Consider the following 19,973-nt stretch of genomic DNA (forward strand, 5'->3'; position numbering starts at 1 on the left):
CGTCCCATCCATCGCCACAGCCCAAAGCGCCTTGCCATGTCCTTGCCTACGTTGTTGTCCCAGCACATTGTCCGTCGTCCGCAGCGCATCGCGTTGCTGCAACACATCGCCGAACAGGGCTCGATCACCCGCGCCGCAAAAAGCGCCGGCCTGAGTTACAAGGCCGCGTGGGACGCCATCGACGAGCTGAACAACCTCGCGCAGAAACCACTGGTGGAGCGCAGCGTTGGTGGCAAGGGCGGCGGTGGCGCCAAATTGTCCAGCGAAGGCGAGCGCGTGTTGCGCCTGTATCAAAAGCTGCAAGCGTTGCAGGCTCAGGTTCTGGAAGCCGCCGAAGAGGCCAGCGACCTGGACTTGCTCGGTCGGCTGATGCTCAGAACCAGCGCGCGCAATCAATTGCACGGCAAGGTCGTGGCGATCGATGCACAGGGGCGCAACGACCGGATCCGCCTTGAACTGGCCGAAGGCTTGCTCATTGACGCGCAGATCACTCACGACAGCACCCTGCGCCTGGAGCTGGAAACGGGTACCGAAGTGGTCGCACTGATCAAGGCCGGTTGGCTGGAACTGCTTGGCATCGATCAAGCTGCAACACATGGCAACAATTGCCTGAAGGGCACGATCGAAGAAATCCTCGACGCTGAAGACAGCCCCAGCGAAGTGCGCATCGGCCTGCCCAATGGCCAGACACTTTGCGCCCTGGCCGAGCCGCTGCACCTGAAAAACCTCGGGCTTGCCGCCGGTAAACCGGTGCAGGTGCAGTTCGCGCCATCGAACATCCTGCTGGGTACACCGCTCTAGCCTGCAGGCGCTGCAACAAAAGCTTCATCAACCGCCCTTAAGGTGGCTGCAAAAACCCGCAGGGAGCCTGATGTGAGCCTATTAGAAGACAACCAACCCACCGACCTCGAAAAAATGGTCGGCCTCAGCCGTCGTGGCTTCATCAGCGCCGGCGCCCTCTGCGGTGCGGCGATGTTTCTCGGTGGCAACCTGCTGAGTCGCAGCGTGCTGGCCGCCAGCGTCAGCGCCGGTTCCAGCAAGCTGTTGGGCTTCGACAGCATTGCCGCCGCCACCACCGATACCATCACCCTGCCGCCGGGCTACAAGTCCTCGGTTTTGATTAGCTGGGGTCAGCCTCTGCAAAAGAATGGCCCGGCATTCGACCCTAGCGGTAACGGCACGGCCCAGGCGCAGGAAGTCCAGTTCGGCGACAACAACGACGGCATGAGCCTGTTCGAATTCCCCGGTGACAAAGACCGGGCGTTGATGGCGATCAACAACGAATACACCAATTACCGCTACCTCTACCCCCACGGCGGCATGCCGCAATCGGCGGAAGATGTGCGCAAGGCCCTGGCCTGCGAAGGCGTGTCAGTGATCGAAGTGCAGCGCAAGAACGGCCAGTGGCAGTTCGTCCAGGGCTCGCGCTACAACCGGCGCATTCACGGTAATGCGCCCATCAAACTGAGCGGCCCCGCAGCGGGTCACGACCTGCTGAAAACCAGTGCCGACAAACACGGCAAGAAAGTCCTCGGCACCTTCCAGAATTGCGCCAACGGCAAAACGCCGTGGGGCACTTATCTGACCTGCGAAGAGAACTTCACCGACTGCTTCGGCAGCAGCAATGCCGAGCAAAAATTCGACGCCGCGCAGAAACGCTACGGCGCAGTGGCAACCAGCAAAGACATCAACTGGCATCAACACGATCCACGCTTCGACCTGGCGAAAAATCCCAACGAACTCAACCGCCACGGCTGGGTGGTGGAAATCGACCCGTTCGATCCGCAATCGACGCCGGTCAAACGCACCGCGCTGGGCCGCTTCAAACATGAAAACGCTGCCCTGGCCGAAACCAACGACGGTCGCGCCGTGGTGTACATGGGCGACGACGAACGTGGCGAGTTCATCTATAAATTCGTCAGCCGCGACAAGATCAACCACAAAAACCCCAAAGCCAACCGCGATCTGCTGGACCACGGCACCTTGTACGTGGCGCGTTTCGATGCGGGCGACGGCAACGCCGATCATCCGAAAGGCCAGGGTCAGTGGATCGAACTGACCCACGGCAAGAACGGCATCGACGCCAGCAGCGGCTTTGCCGATCAGGCCGAAGTGCTGATTCATGCACGTCTCGCAGCCAGTGTGGTGAGCGCCACGCGCATGGACCGCCCGGAATGGATCGTCGTCAGCCCCAAGGACGGCCAAGTTTATTGCACCCTGACCAACAACGCCAAGCGCGGCGAAGAAGGCCAACCGGTGGGCGGCCCGAACCCACGCGAGAAGAACGTCTACGGGCAGATCCTGCGCTGGCGCACCGACCGCGACGATCACGGTTCGAATAGCTTTGCCTGGGACCTGTTTGTGGTCGCCGGCAACCCGGGCGTCCACGCCGGCACGCCGAAGGCCGGCTCGTCAAACATCACCCCGCAGAACATGTTCAACAGCCCGGACGGCCTGGGCTTCGACAAGGCCGGACGCTTGTGGATTCTGACCGACGGCGACACGAGCAATGCGGGCGACTTCGCGGGCATGGGCAATAACCAGATGCTGTGCGCCGACCCGGCAACCGGTGAGATCCGCCGTTTCATGGTCGGGCCGGTGGGCTGTGAGGTGACGGGGATCAGCTTCTCGCCGGATCAGAAGACCTTGTTTGTCGGGATTCAGCATCCGGGGGAAAACGGCGGGTCGACATTCCCTGAACACCTGCCCAATGGCAAGCCGCGGTCTTCGGTGATGGCGATTACCCGCGAGGATGGCGGAATCGTCGGCGCCTGACAGGGCCTCTTCGCGGCAAGTCAAGCGCCTACTGCAGGAGCAAGGCTTGCCCGCGAAAGCGTCAGCCCAAACCACACTTACCTCAAGCCCACCCCCTAAAGAGGCCCCGTCTGCGCTACCATGCTTGGCCGGACGCGGCAGCCTGCCGCGCGCAGGAGTCAGCATGGCCCACCCGTTTGAAACCCTCACCCCAGACCTCGTGCTCGATGCCGTCGAAAGCATCGGCTTTCTCAGCGACGCCCGTATTCTGGCGCTCAACAGCTACGAGAACCGTGTCTATCAGGTCGGCATCGAAGACTCCGAGCCGCTGATCGCCAAGTTTTACCGTCCGTTGCGCTGGACCAACGAAGCGATTCTCGAAGAACACCAATTCACCTTCGAACTCGCCGAGTGCGATATACCGGTGGTCCCGCCGCTGATCCACAACGATGAAAGCCTGCACGAACATGCCGGATTCCGTTTCACCCTGTTCCCGCGCCGGGGTGGTCGCGCACCGGAGCCGGGCAACCTTGATCAGCTGTATCGCCTGGGCCAACTGCTGGGTCGTCTGCATGCGGTCGGCGCTACAAAACCGTTCGGACACCGTGAAGTGCTTGGGGTGAAAAACTTCGGTCACGACTCATTGGCCACCTTGCTCGAAGGCAATTTCGTACCGCGCAGTCTGCTGCCGGCCTACGAGTCCGTCGCCCGCGACTTGCTCAAGCGCGTGGAAGAGGTCTACCAGGCCACGCCACACCAGAACATCCGCATACATGGCGATTGCCACCCCGGCAACATGATGTGCCGCGATGAAATGTTCCACATCGTCGACCTCGACGACTGCCGCATGGGCCCGGCGGTGCAGGATATCTGGATGATGCTGGCGGGTGACCGTCAGGAATGTCTGGGGCAACTGTCGGAACTGATGGACGGCTACAGCGAATTCCACGACTTCGACCCGCGGGAACTGGCACTGATCGAACCGCTGCGCGCCTTGCGGTTGATGCACTACAGCGCCTGGCTCGCCCGTCGCTGGGACGACCCGGCCTTCCCTCGCAGCTTTCCGTGGTTCGGCACCGAGCGCTATTGGGGCGATCAAGTGTTGGCGTTGCGTGAGCAATTGGCGGCACTGAATGAAGAGCCATTGAAACTCTTCTAAACACCGCGTCCCTGTAGGAGCGAGCGGTGCGGCGATCCGACTTGCCCGCGAAGAACGATAATGCGGTTTGCCTGACATACCGAGTCATCGTTCTTCGCGGGCAAGCCTCGCTCCTACAAAAAAGGCCACACATCTATACAATCCCTTCTTTGTTAGCTGCCTAAGCAAGGATTCTCATGCAAGCCGCCAACCTGCGTCGCGGGTACATCCTGGGCCTGAGTGCCTACATCATCTGGGGACTTTTCCCGCTCTACTTCAAAGCCATCGCCAGCGTGCCCGCCGTGGAGATCATCATCCACCGAGTGCTTTGGTCCGCGTTGTTCGGCGCCTTGCTGTTGCTCGTCTGGAAACATCCCGGCTGGTGGCGTGAGCTGCGTGAAAATCCACGGCGGCTGGCGATCCTGGCCCTGAGCGGCACGCTGATCGCGGCCAACTGGCTGACTTACGTCTGGTCGGTGAACAACGGACGCATGCTTGAGGCCAGCCTCGGTTACTACATCAACCCGTTGGTAAACGTGCTGCTGGGGATGCTGATCCTCGGCGAACGGCTAAGGCGCATGCAGTGGATCGCGGTGGGGCTGGCGGCGGTCGGTGTCGCGCAGCAAGTGTGGCAGGTCGGCAGCCTGCCGTGGGTGTCGCTGGTGCTGGCATTGACCTTCGGCTTCTACGGTTTGATCCGCAAGCAGGCACCGGTCAAGGCGTTGCCGGGGCTGGTGGTGGAAACCTGGATGCTGGTGCCGATTGCTGTCGCCTGGTTGCTGTTCAATCCGACGGCGACCAGCGCGCAAGCCGCATTCTGGACCAGCTCCGAAGCCTGGTGGCTGGTAGCCGCCGGTCCGGTGACGTTGGTGCCGCTGGTGTGTTTCAACGCCGCCGCACGGCACTTGCCCTACACCACCCTCGGATTTCTCCAGTACCTGGCGCCGACGCTGGTGCTGTTGCAAGCCGTACTGCTGTTTGGCGAACACTTGTCGTCCAGCACGCTGGTGGCGTTCATCTTTATCTGGGCAGGTCTGGCGGTTTACAGCGTCGACGCGTGGATAAGTCTGCGCCGCCGCAGTTGATCAGAAAACGTACAAATCTCTACAGGCCACGTCTCCCGTGGCCTGCATCCATCCTTCCCAAGGTTATCCACAACGTGATCCCCGGCGTTTGTGCGCAAGTCACTGAAACTGCTGGTTTTTTGATCAGATCCTGAAGAGCCCCGGCCGGCGTGGGCTGGCGGGGTGTCTCTACAGGTTATCCACAGGCAGGTGCACGTATAACTTGGATAACCTGTTCAAGGTTCGCTGCGCAGCACCAATTCGACCATCAGGTCGTCCGCCAGGGTTTCCAGGCGCGATTGCAGCACCTCCAGCGACAAGGTCAGGGGCACCGCGAGGATTGCTTCGGCATGGAACAACGGCTCGCTGCTCATCGGCGCCGGACGCACCTCGGTCACCAGCCGCTCCAGGCTCACCCCTTGCTCACTCAGCAGACGCGTAATGTCCCGCACAATGCCCGGACGATCATTGCCCACCAGTTCCATGGCAATCGGCTTCCAGGTGCAGGATTGTTCGATGCTGCTTTCGGCGATCATCACACGGATGCCCTGGGTCGACAGTCCCTGTAGGGCGTCTACCAGTTCATCGTAGGCTTCGGCCGGTACGCCCACCCGAAGAATCCCGGCGAACTGCCCGGCCATGCGCGACATGCGGCTCTCCAGCCAGTTGCCGCCATGCTCGGCAATGCATTGGGCAATGCGCTCGACCTGCCCGGGCTTGTCCGGGGCGAATACCGTGAGTACGAGATGGTCCATGGCGCAGCCCTCTTGTCATGACTTTTGTTATGGAAAGGCAAGTATAGGCAAGGGGCTGGATGTGGCGAGGGGGCTTGCCCCCGTTGGGTCGCAAAGCGGCCCCTTGAGTTTCTCCAGCGTGTTCGCATCAGGCGATCTACGACTGCTTCGCAGTCGAACGGGGGCAAGCTCCCTCGCCACAAAGGCAATGCCCCATAGCAGGGCATCGAAGATTATGTGTACAAGTTTTTATATTTAGCTGGAACAATCCAATAGTTTTTTGAGAACATCCCGTCCCCCGACATGACTGCAATGCGTCATGGGGTCGCAGAACGACGTAATTAGTCTAATTTTCACAACCGCAATTCATCATGTAGTATGCCGCAGCGCGCACTACATAACGTTGGATCGATGTCTGCCGCAGGCACACTCGCAACCCTGAAAGCCCCGTCAGCAAGGCCGCAATGCCGTTGATCGGAACGAACCCAGCCGCCAGCAATGGCATGTACTGGTAGAAGGGTTTGTGGTTTAAATGGCCAGAGGCTTCATTGTTAAATTGAAGAGCTGAAAAGCGAAATAGCTGAGCAGAGTGAGGCAAGCAATGACTGAACACGTTCAAGTCGGTGGCCTGCAGGTCGCCAAAGTCCTGTTCGACTTCGTGAACAACGAAGCCATTCCCGGTACCGGCCTCACCGCCGACACGTTCTGGGCCGGTGCCGACAAGGTCATCCATGACCTGGCACCGAAGAACAAAGCCCTACTCGCCAAACGCGATGATTTCCAGGCTCGCATTGATGCCTGGCACCAGGCTCGTGCAGGTGTTGCGCACGATGCGGTGGCCTACAAAGCCTTCCTGCAAGACATCGGTTATCTGCTGCCAGAAGCGGCCGATTTCCAGGCAACGACACAAAACGTCGATGACGAAATCGCCCGCATGGCCGGCCCACAGTTGGTGGTGCCGGTGATGAACGCGCGCTTCGCGCTCAACGCCTCGAACGCCCGCTGGGGCTCGCTATATGACGCGCTCTACGGCACCGACGCCATCAGCGAAGCGGATGGCGCGGAAAAGGGCAAAGGCTACAACAAGGTACGTGGCGACAAGGTTATTGCCTTCGCCCGCGCTTTCCTCGACGAAGCCGCGCCATTGGCTGCCGGCTCCCACGTCGATTCCACCGGCTACAAGATCGTTGACGGCAAACTGGTTGTCGCCCTCAAGGGTGGTAGCAACTCCGGCTTGCGCAACGATGCTCAACTGATCGGTTTCCACGGCGATGCAGCGGCTCCGACCGCGATCCTGCTGAAGAACAACGGCCTGCACTTCGAAATCCAGATCGACGCCAGCACCCCGGTCGGCCAGACCGACGCTGCCGGTGTCAAAGACATCCTGATGGAAGCCGCGCTGACCACCATCATGGACTGCGAAGACTCGGTCGCCGCCGTCGATGCCGATGACAAAGTGGTGATCTACCGCAACTGGCTCGGCCTGATGAAGGGCGATCTGTCGGAAGAAGTCTCCAAGGGCGGTCAGACCTTTACCCGCACCATGAACGCCGACCGCACCTACACCGCTCTCGATGGCAGCGAACTGAGCCTGCACGGTCGCTCGCTGTTGTTTGTGCGCAACGTTGGTCACCTGATGACCATTGACGCGATCCTCGACAAAGACGGCAACGAAGTGCCAGAAGGCATTCTCGACGGTCTGGTGACTTGCCTCGCGGCGATCCATAGCCTCAACGGCAACAGCTCGCGCAAGAACAGCCGTACCGGTTCGGTCTACATCGTGAAGCCGAAGATGCACGGCCCGGAAGAAGCCGCGTTTACCAACGAGCTGTTCGGTCGCATCGAAGACGTCCTCGGCCTGCCGCGCAATACGCTGAAAGTCGGGATCATGGACGAGGAACGCCGTACCACGGTCAACCTCAAGGCCTGCATCAAGGCTGCCAGCGAGCGCGTAGTGTTCATCAACACCGGTTTCCTCGACCGCACGGGCGATGAAATCCACACCTCCATGGAAGCCGGCCCGATGGTGCGCAAGGCCGACATGAAGGCCGAGAAGTGGATCAGTGCCTACGAGAACTGGAACGTCGACATCGGTTTGAGCACCGGCCTGCAAGGTCGTGCCCAGATCGGTAAAGGCATGTGGGCCATGCCCGACCTGATGGCCGCCATGCTGGAACAGAAAATCGCTCACCCATTGGCCGGTGCCAACACCGCCTGGGTTCCATCGCCGACCGCTGCTGCGCTGCACGCGTTGCACTACCACAAGGTCGACGTGTTCGCCCGTCAGGCCGAGCTGGCCAAACGTGCGCGTGCTTCGGTGGACGACATCCTGACTATCCCGCTGGCTGTAAATCCGAGCTGGACTGCGGAACAGATCAAGAACGAACTGGACAACAACGCCCAGGGCATTCTCGGTTACGTGGTGCGCTGGATCGACCAGGGCGTAGGTTGCTCGAAAGTGCCGGACATCAACGACGTCGGCCTGATGGAAGACCGTGCGACGCTGCGTATTTCCAGCCAGCACATCGCCAACTGGCTGCGCCACGGCATCGTTACCGAAGCGCAAGTGATGGAAAGCCTCAAGCGCATGGCGCCGGTGGTTGACCGTCAGAACGCCAACGACCCGTTGTACCGCCCGCTGGCACCAAACTTCGACAGCAACATCGCCTTCCAGGCGGCGGTCGAGTTGGTGGTCGAAGGCACTAAACAGCCGAACGGCTACACCGAGCCGGTTCTGCACCGTCGTCGTCGCGAGTTCAAGGCTGCCAATGGCCTTTGAGTAAACGCTGACGCCGGACGTGAAAAAGCCCTGATCAAGAGATCAGGGCTTTTTCATTTACGCTGTTTCTTCCTGAAATAGGTTCACACCTGTTTCAGGACTAGACACGCTGCGGTCCCCTGTGGCGAGGGAGCTTGCTCCCGCTCGACTGCGCAGCAGTCGTAAATCCGGCGTATGCGGTGTATCAGGGACATTGGGATCGCAGTTTTTGGGGCTGCTTCGCAACCCAGCGGGAGCAAGCTCCCTCGCCACAAAAGCTGCCAACCTGGAAGTCCGCGCTACACATCCATCCCCAGCTCATGCTTGACCAATTCAAGCAATTTTTCGCTATCGATGGGCTTGAGCAAAAAGTCCACGACGTGCAAATGCATGGCTTCGATCGCATCCTTCACGTCGGCGTCGCCGGAAACGATGATGATCGGCAATGCCGCACGTGCCGACTCACGCACTTGGCGGATCAGTTCCAGGCCATCGACGTGCCCCATCCGCAGGTCGGTAATCACCAGACCGATCGATGGCTTCTCTTCCAGCATTTTGAGCGCCGTTTCGCCACTGGCCGCCGTCATGCAGTGAATGCCATCGAGCCCCAGAATTTCCGACAGCAATTCGCGGGCATCCTTATCGTCATCGACGATCAGCACCCGCTGCGGCGGCAAGTCTGGTTCCAGCATGACGGCGCTGAGCGCTTCGCGCTCGGCATCACTCAAAATATCGTGGTCGGACATGGCGTTCTCAACGTTTTCAATGCGATCCCTGACACAGGGTGTCAGACATCGCTCAGCAGACTTCAATGTGCACTTCGTCGGAAACTTTTCCAATAGACAATGTAGGAGGTTTTTCCCACCGTTGTGTCAGACATTTCCCATATTCCGGCCGCTGCACTGCCTACCTAGACTTACGTCCAATGGGCACCCTGCCCGCAGGGGTCGACCATGCCTGGAACGATCTGAAACAACGATCCGACACAACAATCAGAAAAAGACTGCGGTAATGGTTATGAGTAAAGCGGACGCCTTCACCCAGGCAGGGAAAACCGCGGTGTTGCAGAACATCCAGGGCACTTTGCAATTCCTGCAGCGCTTCCCACCCTTCAATCAGATGGAAAACGCTCACCTGGCCTATCTGGTGGAGCAATGCCAGCTGCGTTTTTATGCCCCCGGCGAAAGCATCATCAAACCCGCCGATGGCCCGATTGAGCATTTCTACATCGTCAAACAGGGCCGGGTCGTGGGGGAGCGCCCGCACACGGCCAAGGGCGGCACCGAAACCACTTTCGAAATCGCCACCGGCGAGTGTTTCCCCCTTGCCGCGCTGCTGGGCGAACGTGCAACCCGCACCGAACATCTGGCGGCCGAAGATACCTTTTGCCTACAGCTGAACAAGCTCGCGTTCATCAAACTGTTCGCACTGTCCAATCCGTTCCGCGACTTTGCCCTACGGGGTGTCAGCAGCTTGCTGGATCAGGTCAATCAGCAAGTCCAGCAAAAAGCCGTGGAAACCCTCGGCACCCAGTATTCGCTCAATACCCGGCTGGGCGAATTGGCCATGCGTCACCCGGTAACCTGCAGCCCGATCACACCTCTGCGTGAAGCGGTGACGCTGATGCACGATCAGCAAGTCGGAAGCATTGTGGTGGTCGATGAACAAAAGGCGCCGCTGGGCATTTTCACCCTTCGCGACTTGCGACACGTGGTGGCCAACGGCACCAGTGATTTCAATGAATCCATCGAGCGGCACATGACCCGGGCGCCGTTTTTCCTGTCGCCGGACCACAGTGCCTTCGACGCAGCGATCGCCATGACCGAGCGACACATCGCCCACGTCTGCCTGGTCAAGGACCAGCGCCTGTGTGGCGTGGTTTCGGAGCGTGACCTGTTTTCCCTGCAAAGGGTCGATCTGGTGCACCTGGCGCGGACCATTCGCAGCGCCCAGCGGGTGGAAAACCTGGTGGCGATCCGCGGCGAAATCGGCCAATTGGTCGAGCGGATGCTAGCCCACGGCGCGTCCTCGACGCAGATCACCCATATCATCACCCTGCTCAACGACCACACCGTCTGCCGGGTGATCGAACTGGCCATCGCGGAGAAAGGTGATCCCGGTGTGCCGTTCAGTTGGCTTTGCTTCGGCAGCGAAGGCCGCCGCGAGCAGACGCTGCACACCGATCAGGACAACGGCATTCTGTTCGAAGCTCGCGATGCGGCCCACGCCGCCGAAATTCGCGGCAAGTTGTTGCCCATCGCCCAGCAGGTCAATCAGAGCCTGGCGCTGTGCGGCTTTACCTTGTGCAAAGGCAACATCATGGCCGGCAACCCCGAGCTGTGTTTGTCCCGGATCGAGTGGGCACGACGCTTTGCGGCATTTATCCGCGAGGCGACACCGGAAAACCTGTTGGGGTCGAGTATCTATTTCGATCTGCGCGTGGTCTGGGGCGATGAGCGAGGCTGCGAGCAACTGCGCCGGGGCATTCTCGATCAGGTCGGCGACAACCGGTTGTTCCAGCGCATGATGGCCGAGAACGCCCTGCGCAACCGTCCGCCCGTAGGACGTTTCCGCGAATTCGTCCTGGCACGCAAGAATGGCGAGAAAGCCACCCTCGACCTGAAACTCCAGGGCCTGACGCCATTCGTCGACGGCGCGCGAGTGCTGGCCCTGGCCCACGGCATCGACGCCAACAACACCCTGGAGCGTTTTCGCCAATTGGTGGAAAAAGAGGTCATCGATCAGCTGGACGGCGCGGCCTATGAAGAGGCGTACCACTTCATCCAGCAAACCCGCATGCAGCAACATCAGCTACAGACCCGTGAGAACTTGCCCTACTCCAACCGGGTCGATCCCGACAGCCTCAATCATCTGGACCGACGCATCCTGCGTGAATCCCTGCGCCAGGCCCAACGCCTGCAAAGCAGCCTGACCCTGCGGTATCAGTTATGAGCCTGTTTTCATGGCTGCGCCCGGCCAGTCCCGTTTTGCCCGGCGAACTGCAACACCGTCTGGATCGCTTGCCGGCCGTGGCCCAGCTGAGCGACTGCAGCCTGCGCGAGCAACGCTGGGTGGTGCTCGACCTGGAAACCACCGGGCTGAACCTGAACAAGGATCGGCTGCTGTCCATCGGAGCCGTGGTGATCGAGGACGGGGCGATCGACTTCAGTCAGCAGTTCGAACGCACGCTGCAATGCACTGAACTCAAACTCGGCCCCAGCGTGTTGATTCATGGGCTGGGCCCGAGCGCCATTGCTGCGGGCAGCGACCCGGCGCATGCCTTGCTCGAGTTCATGGAGTTTGTCGGCGACAGTCCGGTGCTGGCGTTTCATGCGCCGTTCGACCAGCACATGCTCGGGCGTGCGCTGAAAGAGCATCTGGGTTACAAGCTGCAGCATCCGTTTCTGGACGTGGCAGACATCGCCCCGCTGCTTTGCCCCCAGGCACACTTTCGCGAGGCCGGGCTGGATGAGTGGATCGACTGGTTCAAGCTGGAGGTCTTCGAACGGCATAACGCCAGCGCCGATGCCTTGGCGACGGCGGAGCTGATGCTGATTTTGTTCAGCCGCGCGCGGCAGCAACAGATTCATAGCCCGTTGAACCTGCAGCAGCGGCTGAGTCAGTGGAAGCGGCGGCGGCAAGCGCCTTCTTTCTGAATCAGCGGAGCCTGTTCTGACGCCTTCGCGGGCAAGCCTCGCTCTTACAGGGATTGTGCTGTTCACGAAATCGGCAAACGACACAATTGCTGTGGGAACGAGCTTGAGCTCAAACACCAAAGCGCTATGCTCCCGACACTGCCCATGATCGAGATGCCGCCATGTCCGCCCCCAGCATGACCTTGTTCCACAACCCCGCCTCGCCCTTTGTTCGCAAAGTCATGGTGCTGCTGCACGAGACCGGCCAAACGAACCGCGTGGCGCTGCAAGCCTGCCAGCTCACGCCGGTCAGCCCGGATCAGGCTCTCAACAAAGACAACCCGCTGGGCAAGATTCCGGCGCTGCGCCTGGCCGACGGCAATGTGTTGTACGACAGCCGGGTGATCCTCGATTACCTCGATCACCAGCACGTCGGCAATCCGCTGATTCCTCGTGAAGGCTCGGCGCGCTGGCGGCGCTTGACCCTGGCTTCTCTGGCAGACGGGATCATGGATGCCGCCGTGATGATTCGCTATGAAGTGGCCCTGCGCTCACCGGAGAAACATTGGGACGCATGGCTCGACGGTCAACGCGACAAGATTCGTCGCGCCCTGGCGCTGTTGGAGGCCGATGCGATTGCCGAGCTGACCAGCCATTTCGATGTGGCAGCGATCAGTGTGGCCTGTGCCTTGGGTTATCTGGATTTACGCCATCCGGATCTGGAATGGCGCAAGGAAAACCCAAAGTTGGCCGAGTGGTATTTCGAAGTGAGTCAGCGGCCTTCGATGATCGCGACGATGCCCAAGGTTTGATCTTTGGTCGGCCATGCCGGCCTCAGAAGATCGCAGCCTTCGGCAGCTCCTACGCCGAACGCGTGCTCCTGTGGGAGCTGCCGCAGGCTGCGATCTTTTGATCTCTGTGCAAACAACCTGGCAATCCGCGTCGCCAACACCTCACCCACTCGCTGATCCTCGTGCAACCCCAACCACCGGCTCATTCCACGGCACCTATATCAAAGTCCAAGGGCTTCGCGGTTTTCTGCCCGATCCCATACCAGTCCAGCTTACGGGTCAGCACCATGAAAACGCCCAGTAGCCCGAACAACAGCAGCGAGCCCATCAACAGCGCGTAATCCTCGGCGCTCAACAAGCCGTAAAGCAGCCCGTATAACGCCGCCAACCCCGCCGAAAAGCTCAAACCGTGACGCACGCTGCGCAGCACATGGCAGACATAAAAACCGATCAACGCCACACAGCTACTCGCCGACAGCAGATACGCCAGGGCAAAGCCGATGTGTTCGGACAGCGACAACAGCAACAGGTAGAAGAACGCCAGCGCTACACCCACCAAGGCGTACTGCACCGGGTGCACCGCCAGGCTTTTCAACACTTCGAACAGGAAGAAACCGGCGAAGGTCAGGACGATAAACAGCAATGCATATTTGATTGCCCGGTCGCTTTTCAGGTACTGGTCCACCGGGTCGATGAAACTCACGCCGAAACTACGACCGCTGAACGCCTCGCAATGACCGCCCGACACGCAACTGTTCAACGCTTCTTGCAGGTTGGTGGAGAAAAACGAGGTCTGCCAGTTGGCGGTAAAGCCCTGATCGGTGATTTCCCGCTGGGCCGGCAGGTAATTGCCGATGAAGCTGGGGTGAGGCCAATTGGCCGCCAGTGAAACCTTGCTGGTCTTGCCCACCGGCAGAACCTGTAACTGGCCGGTGCCTTGCAGACGCAAGTCGAAACCGAAGGCCAGCTCCGTGGCCTGTTGGGTGTCCAGCGCCGGCAACGTCACATGCACACCCTCGCCCAGCCAGCCCACCTGGCTACCCGGTACAAAATCCAGCTTCTGGCCATTGAGTTCGAGTTTCAGCGCATTTTCGATGCCGCGGATGTCGCTGATGCCAACAGCCAGGAACGGCTGATCGAAGCGGTAATCGGCGAAGTCTTCCTTGATGCCCAGTTGTGCCGGAACCGAAAAATGCCCGCTGATGCGGTTATCGGCATGGAACAGTCGCGCCTCGTAGATGCCCCGGGAGCGCAGCTCTGTCTGGACCTGGCCGTCGAGTTCGAAACGCTCCGGCAAGAAATACAAACGTCCACGCTCCTCGCCGACATCCTGATAACGCTGGTTGGTTTTTTCGTTGGTTTTCCAGGTGCGCACCGTTTTGCGATAGGGCACCACCATCAGCGGGCCGCTCAATTGCTGGCTGTAACTGGAACTGCGGGCGATGTCTTCGAGTACACCGTCACGCAGTTGCTGGCGCTCCTGGATCACGCCGTTGATCATCAGTAGCGGGATCAGCAGCAACAGAATCAGCAGGGCAATTGCCCCGAGTTTTAGGGTCAGGCTTCGGTTCATGGGACTCTCCCTGTTTGGATGGGGAAAGTCTGGATTGGGTATGTGGGGGTTTTGTGGGAGGAATGTGGAGAGTGTGTGGAATTTGCGCTCGGCGCAGGAGCTGCCGAAGGCTGCGATCTTCAGCGGCTTGAAGGCAACCGCAAACGCACTTGAACACCGCCGTCGACGTTGCCGATACTCATCACACCACCATGCAACTTGACCACTTCCTCAACGAAGTTGAGCCCCAAACCGGTGCTCTTGCGTCCACTGTCCGGACGCGGCAGCGAGTAGAAGCGCTCGCTCAAGCGTGGCAACGCATAGTCGGGAATCGCTTCGGCCTGGTTGAACAGCCTGAACTCGATCTGCTCACCGACTCGCTCGGCACACAATCGCAGCACGCCATACGCCTGGGTGAAGTCCAAGGCATTCTCCAGCAGATTGCCCAGCGCCTGGCGCAATAGGAACGGCTCGCCAAGCAGATTCAGATCCGCTGCAATTTGCCGTTCCACACGCAATTGCTTGCCTTCGATTCGTGCAGCCTGCGCGCTCAACAGTTCTTCCACCAGGCCCGCCAACGGCACCGCCACCCGCTCCTCCAACCCTTGGCGCTGCTCAACCTGCGCCAGGTTCAGCAGTCGTTCGATCAACTGCTGCATGCGCGCGCTTTCGCTGTCGATGTTGCTGACGAAACGCTGCTGCTGGGCTGGCGGCATTTCGCCTTGCAGCAGCTCCGCTGCGCCACGAATCGCCGCCAGCGGGCTTTTCAATTCATGGGTCAGGGTGTGTACATAACGCTCGACGTAGGCTTTGCCCTCGAGTTGGGTACGCATGTGCTCCAGCGCCGTGGCCAGTTGTTCCAGTTCGCCCCCGCGGTAATGCGGCACCTCGACCCGTCGACCTTCGCTGACGGCCTGGGCATAAGCCGTCAACCGCCGCAGCGCCGCGCTCAGCCACCAGGACAACAGCGCACCGAACAACAAACCGAGGCCGATCAATCCGGCGCCATACGTCAGCAATCGCCGTTCGGTGCGATCGACGTAAGGCTGCAGTGAGCTGTTGGGTTTGGCCACGGTCACCACGCCGATGATCTGGCCGTTATCGCGAATCGGTGCCCCGACGTGCATCACCGACGAGTTCGAGTCATCGGGGTTGCTGCGCGTCGAACGCGCACCGTACTCGCCACGCAGGGTCAGGTAGACGTCATTCCAGCGCGAGTAGTCCTGGCCCACCGCAATCCCGCTGGAATCCAGCACCACGATGCCTTTGGCATCGGTGACGTAAATGCGGTGATTGACCTGATTCTTCGACAGGCCCCAGATTTTCGCCTGCGGTTGTCGCTCGCCATAAGCCTTGAGCAACTCGGGCCAGCGGTTCTGGCTGAGGGTGCCGGCCTTGAAGTCGTCGCGCAGGATCTCGGCCATCAGGTTGGCGGTGTCCACCAGGGTTTCTTCGGTGGACTGGCGCACACCGGGGCGGATTTCTTCCATCACGGTGTTGAGCACGAAGTAGCCGGTCAGGCCGATGAACAGCACGTAGACCAGAAAAATCCGGATCCCCAGTGACATCAGCTGTGCCCCGGGCTGTAGCTGTAGCCGAGGCCGCGATGAGTCTGGATCGGCTCGGCGTCGGCCTTCACCAGGCGCAACTTGGCGCGCACGCTCTTGATGTGGCTGTCGATGCTGCGCTCGTAACCGGCATCGGCGGCCACCCCCAGCGCATCGAGCAATTGCTCGCGGCTGAAGACTCGCTCCGGTTGTTCCAGCAGGCATTGCAGCAAACGAAACTCATGGCGAGTCAGGCTCAGCGGCTGGTTGCGATAGCTGATCTGCACCCGATCGCCGTCGATGCGAAACAGCGCTGAAGCCACCTCCGACACCTCCGCCACCGGTCGTGGCGCCATGCGCTTGAGAATCGCCCGGACCCGCGCCGCCACTTCCCGAGGGCTGAACGGCTTGACCACGTAGTCGTCGGCGCCGATTTCCAGGCCCACCACGCGGTCGATCTCGGCGTCACGGGCACTGAGGAACATCACCGGCACTTCGCTGAAACGCCGCAATTGCTTGCAGGTCTCGAAGCCGCTGATATCCGGCAGGCCGATATCGAGAATGATCAGGTCGGCCGGCGTGGCGCGCTGATGTTCGAGCGCCGCCGCGCCAAGGCTCAACCAGGTGGTGGTAAAGCCCTCGCCCTGCAAGGCGAAAATCAGGGTGTCGGCAATCGCCGCTTCGTCTTCGACAATCAGGATATGAGGCATGGCGTCCGAGCCCACTGGTTAAGTGGGCGAACGGTGCCCCAAGGCTGATTCGCCGTCAATCAGCAGTCGGGTTTGTCGGCTGTAAAGCGACGCGCCGGGTTCACTGCTGCGCCGAATTCGCGCAGGGCTTTGGCGCCGATCAGCAGCGGATAGTTGAAGCTGCTGCGGTCGGTGAGGTTGACCTCGACGGTGCGCTTGACGTTGCCCAGGCACAGTTCCAGATCGACCACCGGACGCTTGGTCACTTCGCTCACGGCCTTGTCTTCATCTTCTTCATCGGCACGGTTCTTGATCTTGCTGATCCGCGCGACCTTGTGTTCGTAGACCTTGTTGCTCGCGCCTTTGGTGGCGAGACGGAAACGTACCCACTCGTCGCCGTCGCGGGTGAAGGTTTCGATGTCTTTGGCCGACAGCGACGCGGTCAGGGCGCCGGTGTCCATTTTGGCCTTGAGGACTTCACCGCCGATTTCCGGCAGCGCGATGTATTCGTAACGCCCGTACAGGGTCGGCTCGGCGGCCAGGACCGGCAGGGTCACGAGGGCAAGCAGTGCAAGGAGAGATTTCACGTAAGGGGCTTCCTTGAGGGATGTGGACGCATTGGCCGAATTCTAGACCGCAAAAAACAACGATAGTTGGACCACTTCCCACTTTTGTGGCGAGGTAGCTTGCTCCCGTTCGGGGGCGCGGCGCTCGCAAAACCGTTGCCTGCGGTATACCTGAAAATCGCGGCGCCTGGTTTTAGGGCCGCTGCGCAACCCAGCGGGAGCAAGCTCCCTCGCCACAAAGGCAACAGCGATACGCTGAGAGCATACCGCTACCAAGGTGAAACATTCGTCACCACCGATTTGGCCTGCCAACCGAAGCTGCTTATCATGGCGCGCCCACACGCTTTCAAGAGTTATCTATGCGCCGCCTGCTCACCGGCTGTTTCGTTACCCTGCTGCTATTGCTCAACACGCTGGTCCTGTTCGGGCCTTTGATGGTGTTCGCGCTGCTCAAACTGCTCCTGCCCGGGCGCTTTCGCGATTACGCCTCGTGGGCGGTGATGTGGATTGCCGAAACCTGGGCCGAGATCGACAAGCTGATCTTCCGCCTGTGCATTCCCACCCAATGGGACATTCGCGGCGGCGATGAGCTGCGCGGCGACACCTCGTATCTGGTGATCGGTAACCATCAGTCCTGGGTCGATATCCCGGCGCTGATCCAGGCACTGAACCGGCGCACGCCGTTCTTCAAGTTCTTCCTCAAGAAAGAACTGATCTGGGTGCCATTCCTGGGCCTCGCCTGGTGGGCGTTGGACTATCCGTTCATGAAGCGCTACAGCAAGGCGTTCCTGGAGAAGCACCCGGAGCTGGCCGGCAAGGACCTGGAGATCACCAAACAAGCTTGCGAGTTGTACAAGCGCCAGCCGGTGACCGTGGTCAACTACCTGGAAGGCACCCGCTACACCGCGGCGAAAAGCGCCCAACAACAGTCACCGTTCACCCACCTGCTCAAGCCCAAGGCGGGCGGCGTGGCGTTCGTGCTGGCGGCGATGGGCGAACAGTTGGACGCCATTCTCGATGTGACGGTGGTGTATCCGCAGCAGAAGATTCCGGGGTTCTGGGATTTGCTTAGTGGCAACGTGCCCAAAGTGATCATCGACATCCACACCCGCGAACTGGACCCGGCACTGTGGCAAGGCGATTACGAAAACGATCCGGAGTTTCGCGAAACAATCCAGAACTGGGTCAACCAGCTCTGGATCGTGAAGGACCGGCGCATCCAGGCACTACGCGCCGAGGGCTGACTTAGCTACCGGCGCCGGTGCCCCAGATCCCGCCGAGGTTTTGCAACAGCGAACCGGCAACGCCTTGCTGACCGAGGTATTGCAGGATCACCGGGGCAAACACGCCGACCATCCCGGTGTCCATGCCCAGGGCGCTGAAGGCGTTGTTCAGGTCCTTGGTGTCTTTGACGTTACCCAGCAAGCCATCGAGCAACGCATTCTTGTCTGAACCCGCACCGAGCAACCCACCCAAGCCAGTCAGGCCACTGATCGCGCTGTTGCCGGCGATCTGAGCGAGGCCCGGCACGCTTTTGCTCAGTTCGGAGAAGTCCTGGCCGCTGAGCTGATTCCTCGCCAGGCCCAGCATCGCACCGGCGCCGCCGATGGCCTGCTCCGGGGTGATGTCGAGCTGCGAGCCCAGGGTATTGAGCAAACCGGCGGCCTTAGGCGCCGCCGCCACGATGCCATCGACATCATCGGCCTCGACACCCTCGACATCCTCGTCGTCCTGCATCGATGACACCGCCTTGACCGCATCGCTGAGGCTTAACTGTGCAAAGGCCGGGCTGGCGGCCAGCGTCGTCAACGAAGCGACAGCCATGAGCGATGCCAGTGCAAAACAGCGTGAAACGTTCATCCAGACATCCTCTTGTGCCACATGAAGACCGCCCGGTAACAGGAGCGGTAAAACTGCCGATTTGACCGGGGTTTGGGGGGCATTGTTCCTTGCGGGGTTAGCCATTTTTACCTCTGGAACGGAGCGCCAAAATAGCAATGGAATACTTCGGCTTGTTCGCAGCTATAAAAAAGCTCTCATTTACATCCTACCGATATAAAAACTGTCAGATCTGACAGTTGCTGCTTCCGTACAGCATAATTAAGCTGAATTCGTAACAACAGCAATTGTGAGTAAACCAGTAAAAAGCAGCTCACATTTCTTCGTTTTCGCTTAGGTAGGAAGCATCAATATGTCTGACAGAGAAAAGGGTAAAGTTAAATGGTTCAATGATGAAAAGGGCTTTGGATTCATTACACCAGATAGTGGTGCCGCAGACCTTTTTGTGCATTTCAAAGCAATTCAAAGCGATGGTTTTAAATCCCTGAAAGAGGGTCAGACAGTCTCTTTTGTAGCAACAAAAGGGCAGAAAGGAATGCAGGCCGAGCAAGTGCAACCAGAGTAAAAAACACCGTTCCGTGTATGAGCATCCAATAAGGCCTGCGTTGTATAGCCGTATGCGCAGGCCATTTTTAAGGGGGTCGCAGTGATGGAGAAACTACTGGAACAATTTGGCAACTTGGTTATGAACGACTCTACGTCGCTGCCATCGAAAAGCTTGGAAAATATAGATTCGGACATTCAGCCGATTATTTTTTGCATCAACCCAGGCGACTATCATCCGAAGGTCGGCGATAAGGTAACGTATGATGTCGTCCAAGGTGACAACGGACAGCTCTACGCAATCAACATTACAATTGTCGGCCACGAATACACCAACAAACCATTGCCCCTCGACAGCTAGCC

The 19,973-nt window shown here is 59.7% G+C and carries 18 protein-coding genes; 11 read left to right on the forward strand and 7 right to left on the reverse strand.

Annotated features, from left to right (window positions below):
* The first annotated feature begins 36 nt into the window (after window positions 1–36).
* The 4 genes from F475_RS00390 (at window position 37) to rarD (ending at window position 4,977) form a co-directional block, all read left to right on the forward strand.
* The gene (locus F475_RS00390; RefSeq protein WP_018928815.1) at window positions 37–801 is read left to right on the forward strand and encodes a TOBE domain-containing protein; all 765 of its coding nucleotides are present in this window, start codon (window positions 37–39) and stop codon (window positions 799–801) included.
* A gap of 72 nt (window positions 802–873) precedes the next feature.
* Window positions 874–2,775 (forward strand): PhoX family phosphatase, encoded by a 1,902-nt coding sequence (locus tag F475_RS00395; RefSeq protein ID WP_096479453.1) that lies wholly within the window; start codon window positions 874–876, stop codon window positions 2,773–2,775.
* Window positions 2,776–2,938: 163 nt separating this feature from the next.
* Window positions 2,939–3,913, forward strand: coding sequence for a serine/threonine protein kinase (locus F475_RS00400; RefSeq protein WP_111452930.1), 975 nt, complete (start codon window positions 2,939–2,941; stop codon window positions 3,911–3,913).
* A 176-nt stretch (window positions 3,914–4,089) separates the two neighbouring features.
* On the forward strand, window positions 4,090–4,977 hold the full coding sequence (rarD, locus tag F475_RS00405; protein ID WP_018928812.1) for an EamA family transporter RarD: 888 nt from the start codon (window positions 4,090–4,092) through the stop codon (window positions 4,975–4,977).
* Window positions 4,978–5,192: 215 nt separating this feature from the next.
* Here rarD and F475_RS00410 read toward each other — a convergent pair whose 3' ends face one another.
* Window positions 5,193–5,711, reverse strand: coding sequence for a glycine cleavage system protein R (locus F475_RS00410; protein WP_007936467.1), 519 nt, complete (start codon window positions 5,709–5,711; stop codon window positions 5,193–5,195).
* A gap of 580 nt (window positions 5,712–6,291) precedes the next feature.
* On the opposite strand from F475_RS00410, the gene F475_RS00415 reads away from it, so the two are divergent.
* Window positions 6,292–8,469 (forward strand): malate synthase G, encoded by a 2,178-nt coding sequence (locus tag F475_RS00415; protein ID WP_018928811.1) that lies wholly within the window; start codon window positions 6,292–6,294, stop codon window positions 8,467–8,469.
* Between the two features lie 278 nt (window positions 8,470–8,747).
* Here F475_RS00415 and F475_RS00420 read toward each other — a convergent pair whose 3' ends face one another.
* Complete coding sequence (locus F475_RS00420; protein ID WP_111452931.1) at window positions 8,748–9,194, reverse strand: response regulator; 447 nt, start codon at window positions 9,192–9,194, stop codon at window positions 8,748–8,750.
* Between the two features lie 265 nt (window positions 9,195–9,459).
* Between F475_RS00420 and F475_RS00425 the strand changes: the two genes are divergently transcribed.
* The 3 genes from F475_RS00425 to F475_RS00435 all read left to right on the forward strand — a co-directional run bounded on the left by F475_RS00425 (window position 9,460) and on the right by F475_RS00435 (window position 12,895).
* Window positions 9,460–11,400: a putative nucleotidyltransferase substrate binding domain-containing protein gene (locus F475_RS00425; protein ID WP_111452932.1), complete on the forward strand. Its 1,941-nt coding sequence runs from the start codon at window positions 9,460–9,462 to the stop codon at window positions 11,398–11,400.
* Window positions 11,397–12,104 (forward strand): PolC-type DNA polymerase III, encoded by a 708-nt coding sequence (locus F475_RS00430; RefSeq protein ID WP_111452933.1) that lies wholly within the window; start codon window positions 11,397–11,399, stop codon window positions 12,102–12,104. Before F475_RS00425 ends, F475_RS00430 begins: the two co-directional genes overlap by 4 nt.
* Window positions 12,105–12,265: 161 nt before the next feature.
* On the forward strand, window positions 12,266–12,895 hold the full coding sequence (locus F475_RS00435) for a glutathione S-transferase (protein WP_019650301.1): 630 nt from the start codon (window positions 12,266–12,268) through the stop codon (window positions 12,893–12,895).
* Between the two features lie 181 nt (window positions 12,896–13,076).
* Here F475_RS00435 and creD read toward each other — a convergent pair whose 3' ends face one another.
* The 4 genes from creD to F475_RS00460 all read right to left on the reverse strand — a co-directional run bounded on the left by creD (window position 13,077) and on the right by F475_RS00460 (window position 17,249).
* Window positions 13,077–14,447: a cell envelope integrity protein CreD gene (gene creD, locus F475_RS00445; RefSeq protein WP_064620818.1), complete on the reverse strand. Its 1,371-nt coding sequence runs from the start codon at window positions 14,445–14,447 to the stop codon at window positions 13,077–13,079.
* A gap of 119 nt (window positions 14,448–14,566) precedes the next feature.
* Entirely contained in the window at window positions 14,567–15,994 is a 1,428-nt protein-coding gene (gene creC / locus F475_RS00450) for a two-component system sensor histidine kinase CreC (protein ID WP_111452935.1), read from the reverse strand.
* A complete protein-coding gene (creB, locus tag F475_RS00455; protein ID WP_111452936.1) occupies window positions 15,994–16,683 on the reverse strand; it encodes a two-component system response regulator CreB in 690 nt (229 codons plus the stop codon). The genes creC and creB overlap by 1 nt, the downstream gene beginning before the upstream one ends.
* A gap of 59 nt (window positions 16,684–16,742) precedes the next feature.
* Window positions 16,743–17,249 carry an ATP-dependent zinc protease gene (locus tag F475_RS00460; RefSeq protein WP_018928803.1) on the reverse strand — a complete coding sequence of 169 codons (507 nt, stop codon included), beginning with the start codon at window positions 17,247–17,249 and terminating at the stop codon, window positions 16,743–16,745.
* A gap of 338 nt (window positions 17,250–17,587) precedes the next feature.
* Between F475_RS00460 and F475_RS00470 the strand changes: the two genes are divergently transcribed.
* Window positions 17,588–18,472 carry an acyltransferase gene (locus F475_RS00470; RefSeq protein ID WP_018928802.1) on the forward strand — a complete coding sequence of 295 codons (885 nt, stop codon included), beginning with the start codon at window positions 17,588–17,590 and terminating at the stop codon, window positions 18,470–18,472.
* A gap of 1 nt (window position 18,473) precedes the next feature.
* Here F475_RS00470 and F475_RS00475 read toward each other — a convergent pair whose 3' ends face one another.
* Window positions 18,474–19,088 carry a DUF2780 domain-containing protein gene (locus F475_RS00475; RefSeq protein ID WP_111452938.1) on the reverse strand — a complete coding sequence of 205 codons (615 nt, stop codon included), beginning with the start codon at window positions 19,086–19,088 and terminating at the stop codon, window positions 18,474–18,476.
* A 331-nt stretch (window positions 19,089–19,419) separates the two neighbouring features.
* Here F475_RS00475 and F475_RS00480 point away from each other — a divergent pair, with 331 nt between their 5' ends.
* The gene (locus F475_RS00480) at window positions 19,420–19,632 is read left to right on the forward strand and encodes a cold-shock protein (RefSeq protein ID WP_028939048.1); all 213 of its coding nucleotides are present in this window, start codon (window positions 19,420–19,422) and stop codon (window positions 19,630–19,632) included.
* Window positions 19,633–19,716: 84 nt separating this feature from the next.
* A complete protein-coding gene (locus tag F475_RS00485) occupies window positions 19,717–19,971 on the forward strand; it encodes a hypothetical protein (RefSeq protein ID WP_032830934.1) in 255 nt (84 codons plus the stop codon).
* The last annotated feature ends 2 nt before the right edge of the window (window positions 19,972–19,973 follow it).

The sequence above is a fragment of the Pseudomonas sp. URMO17WK12:I6 genome (assembly GCF_003253625.1).
Taxonomy (GTDB): domain Bacteria; phylum Pseudomonadota; class Gammaproteobacteria; order Pseudomonadales; family Pseudomonadaceae; genus Aquipseudomonas.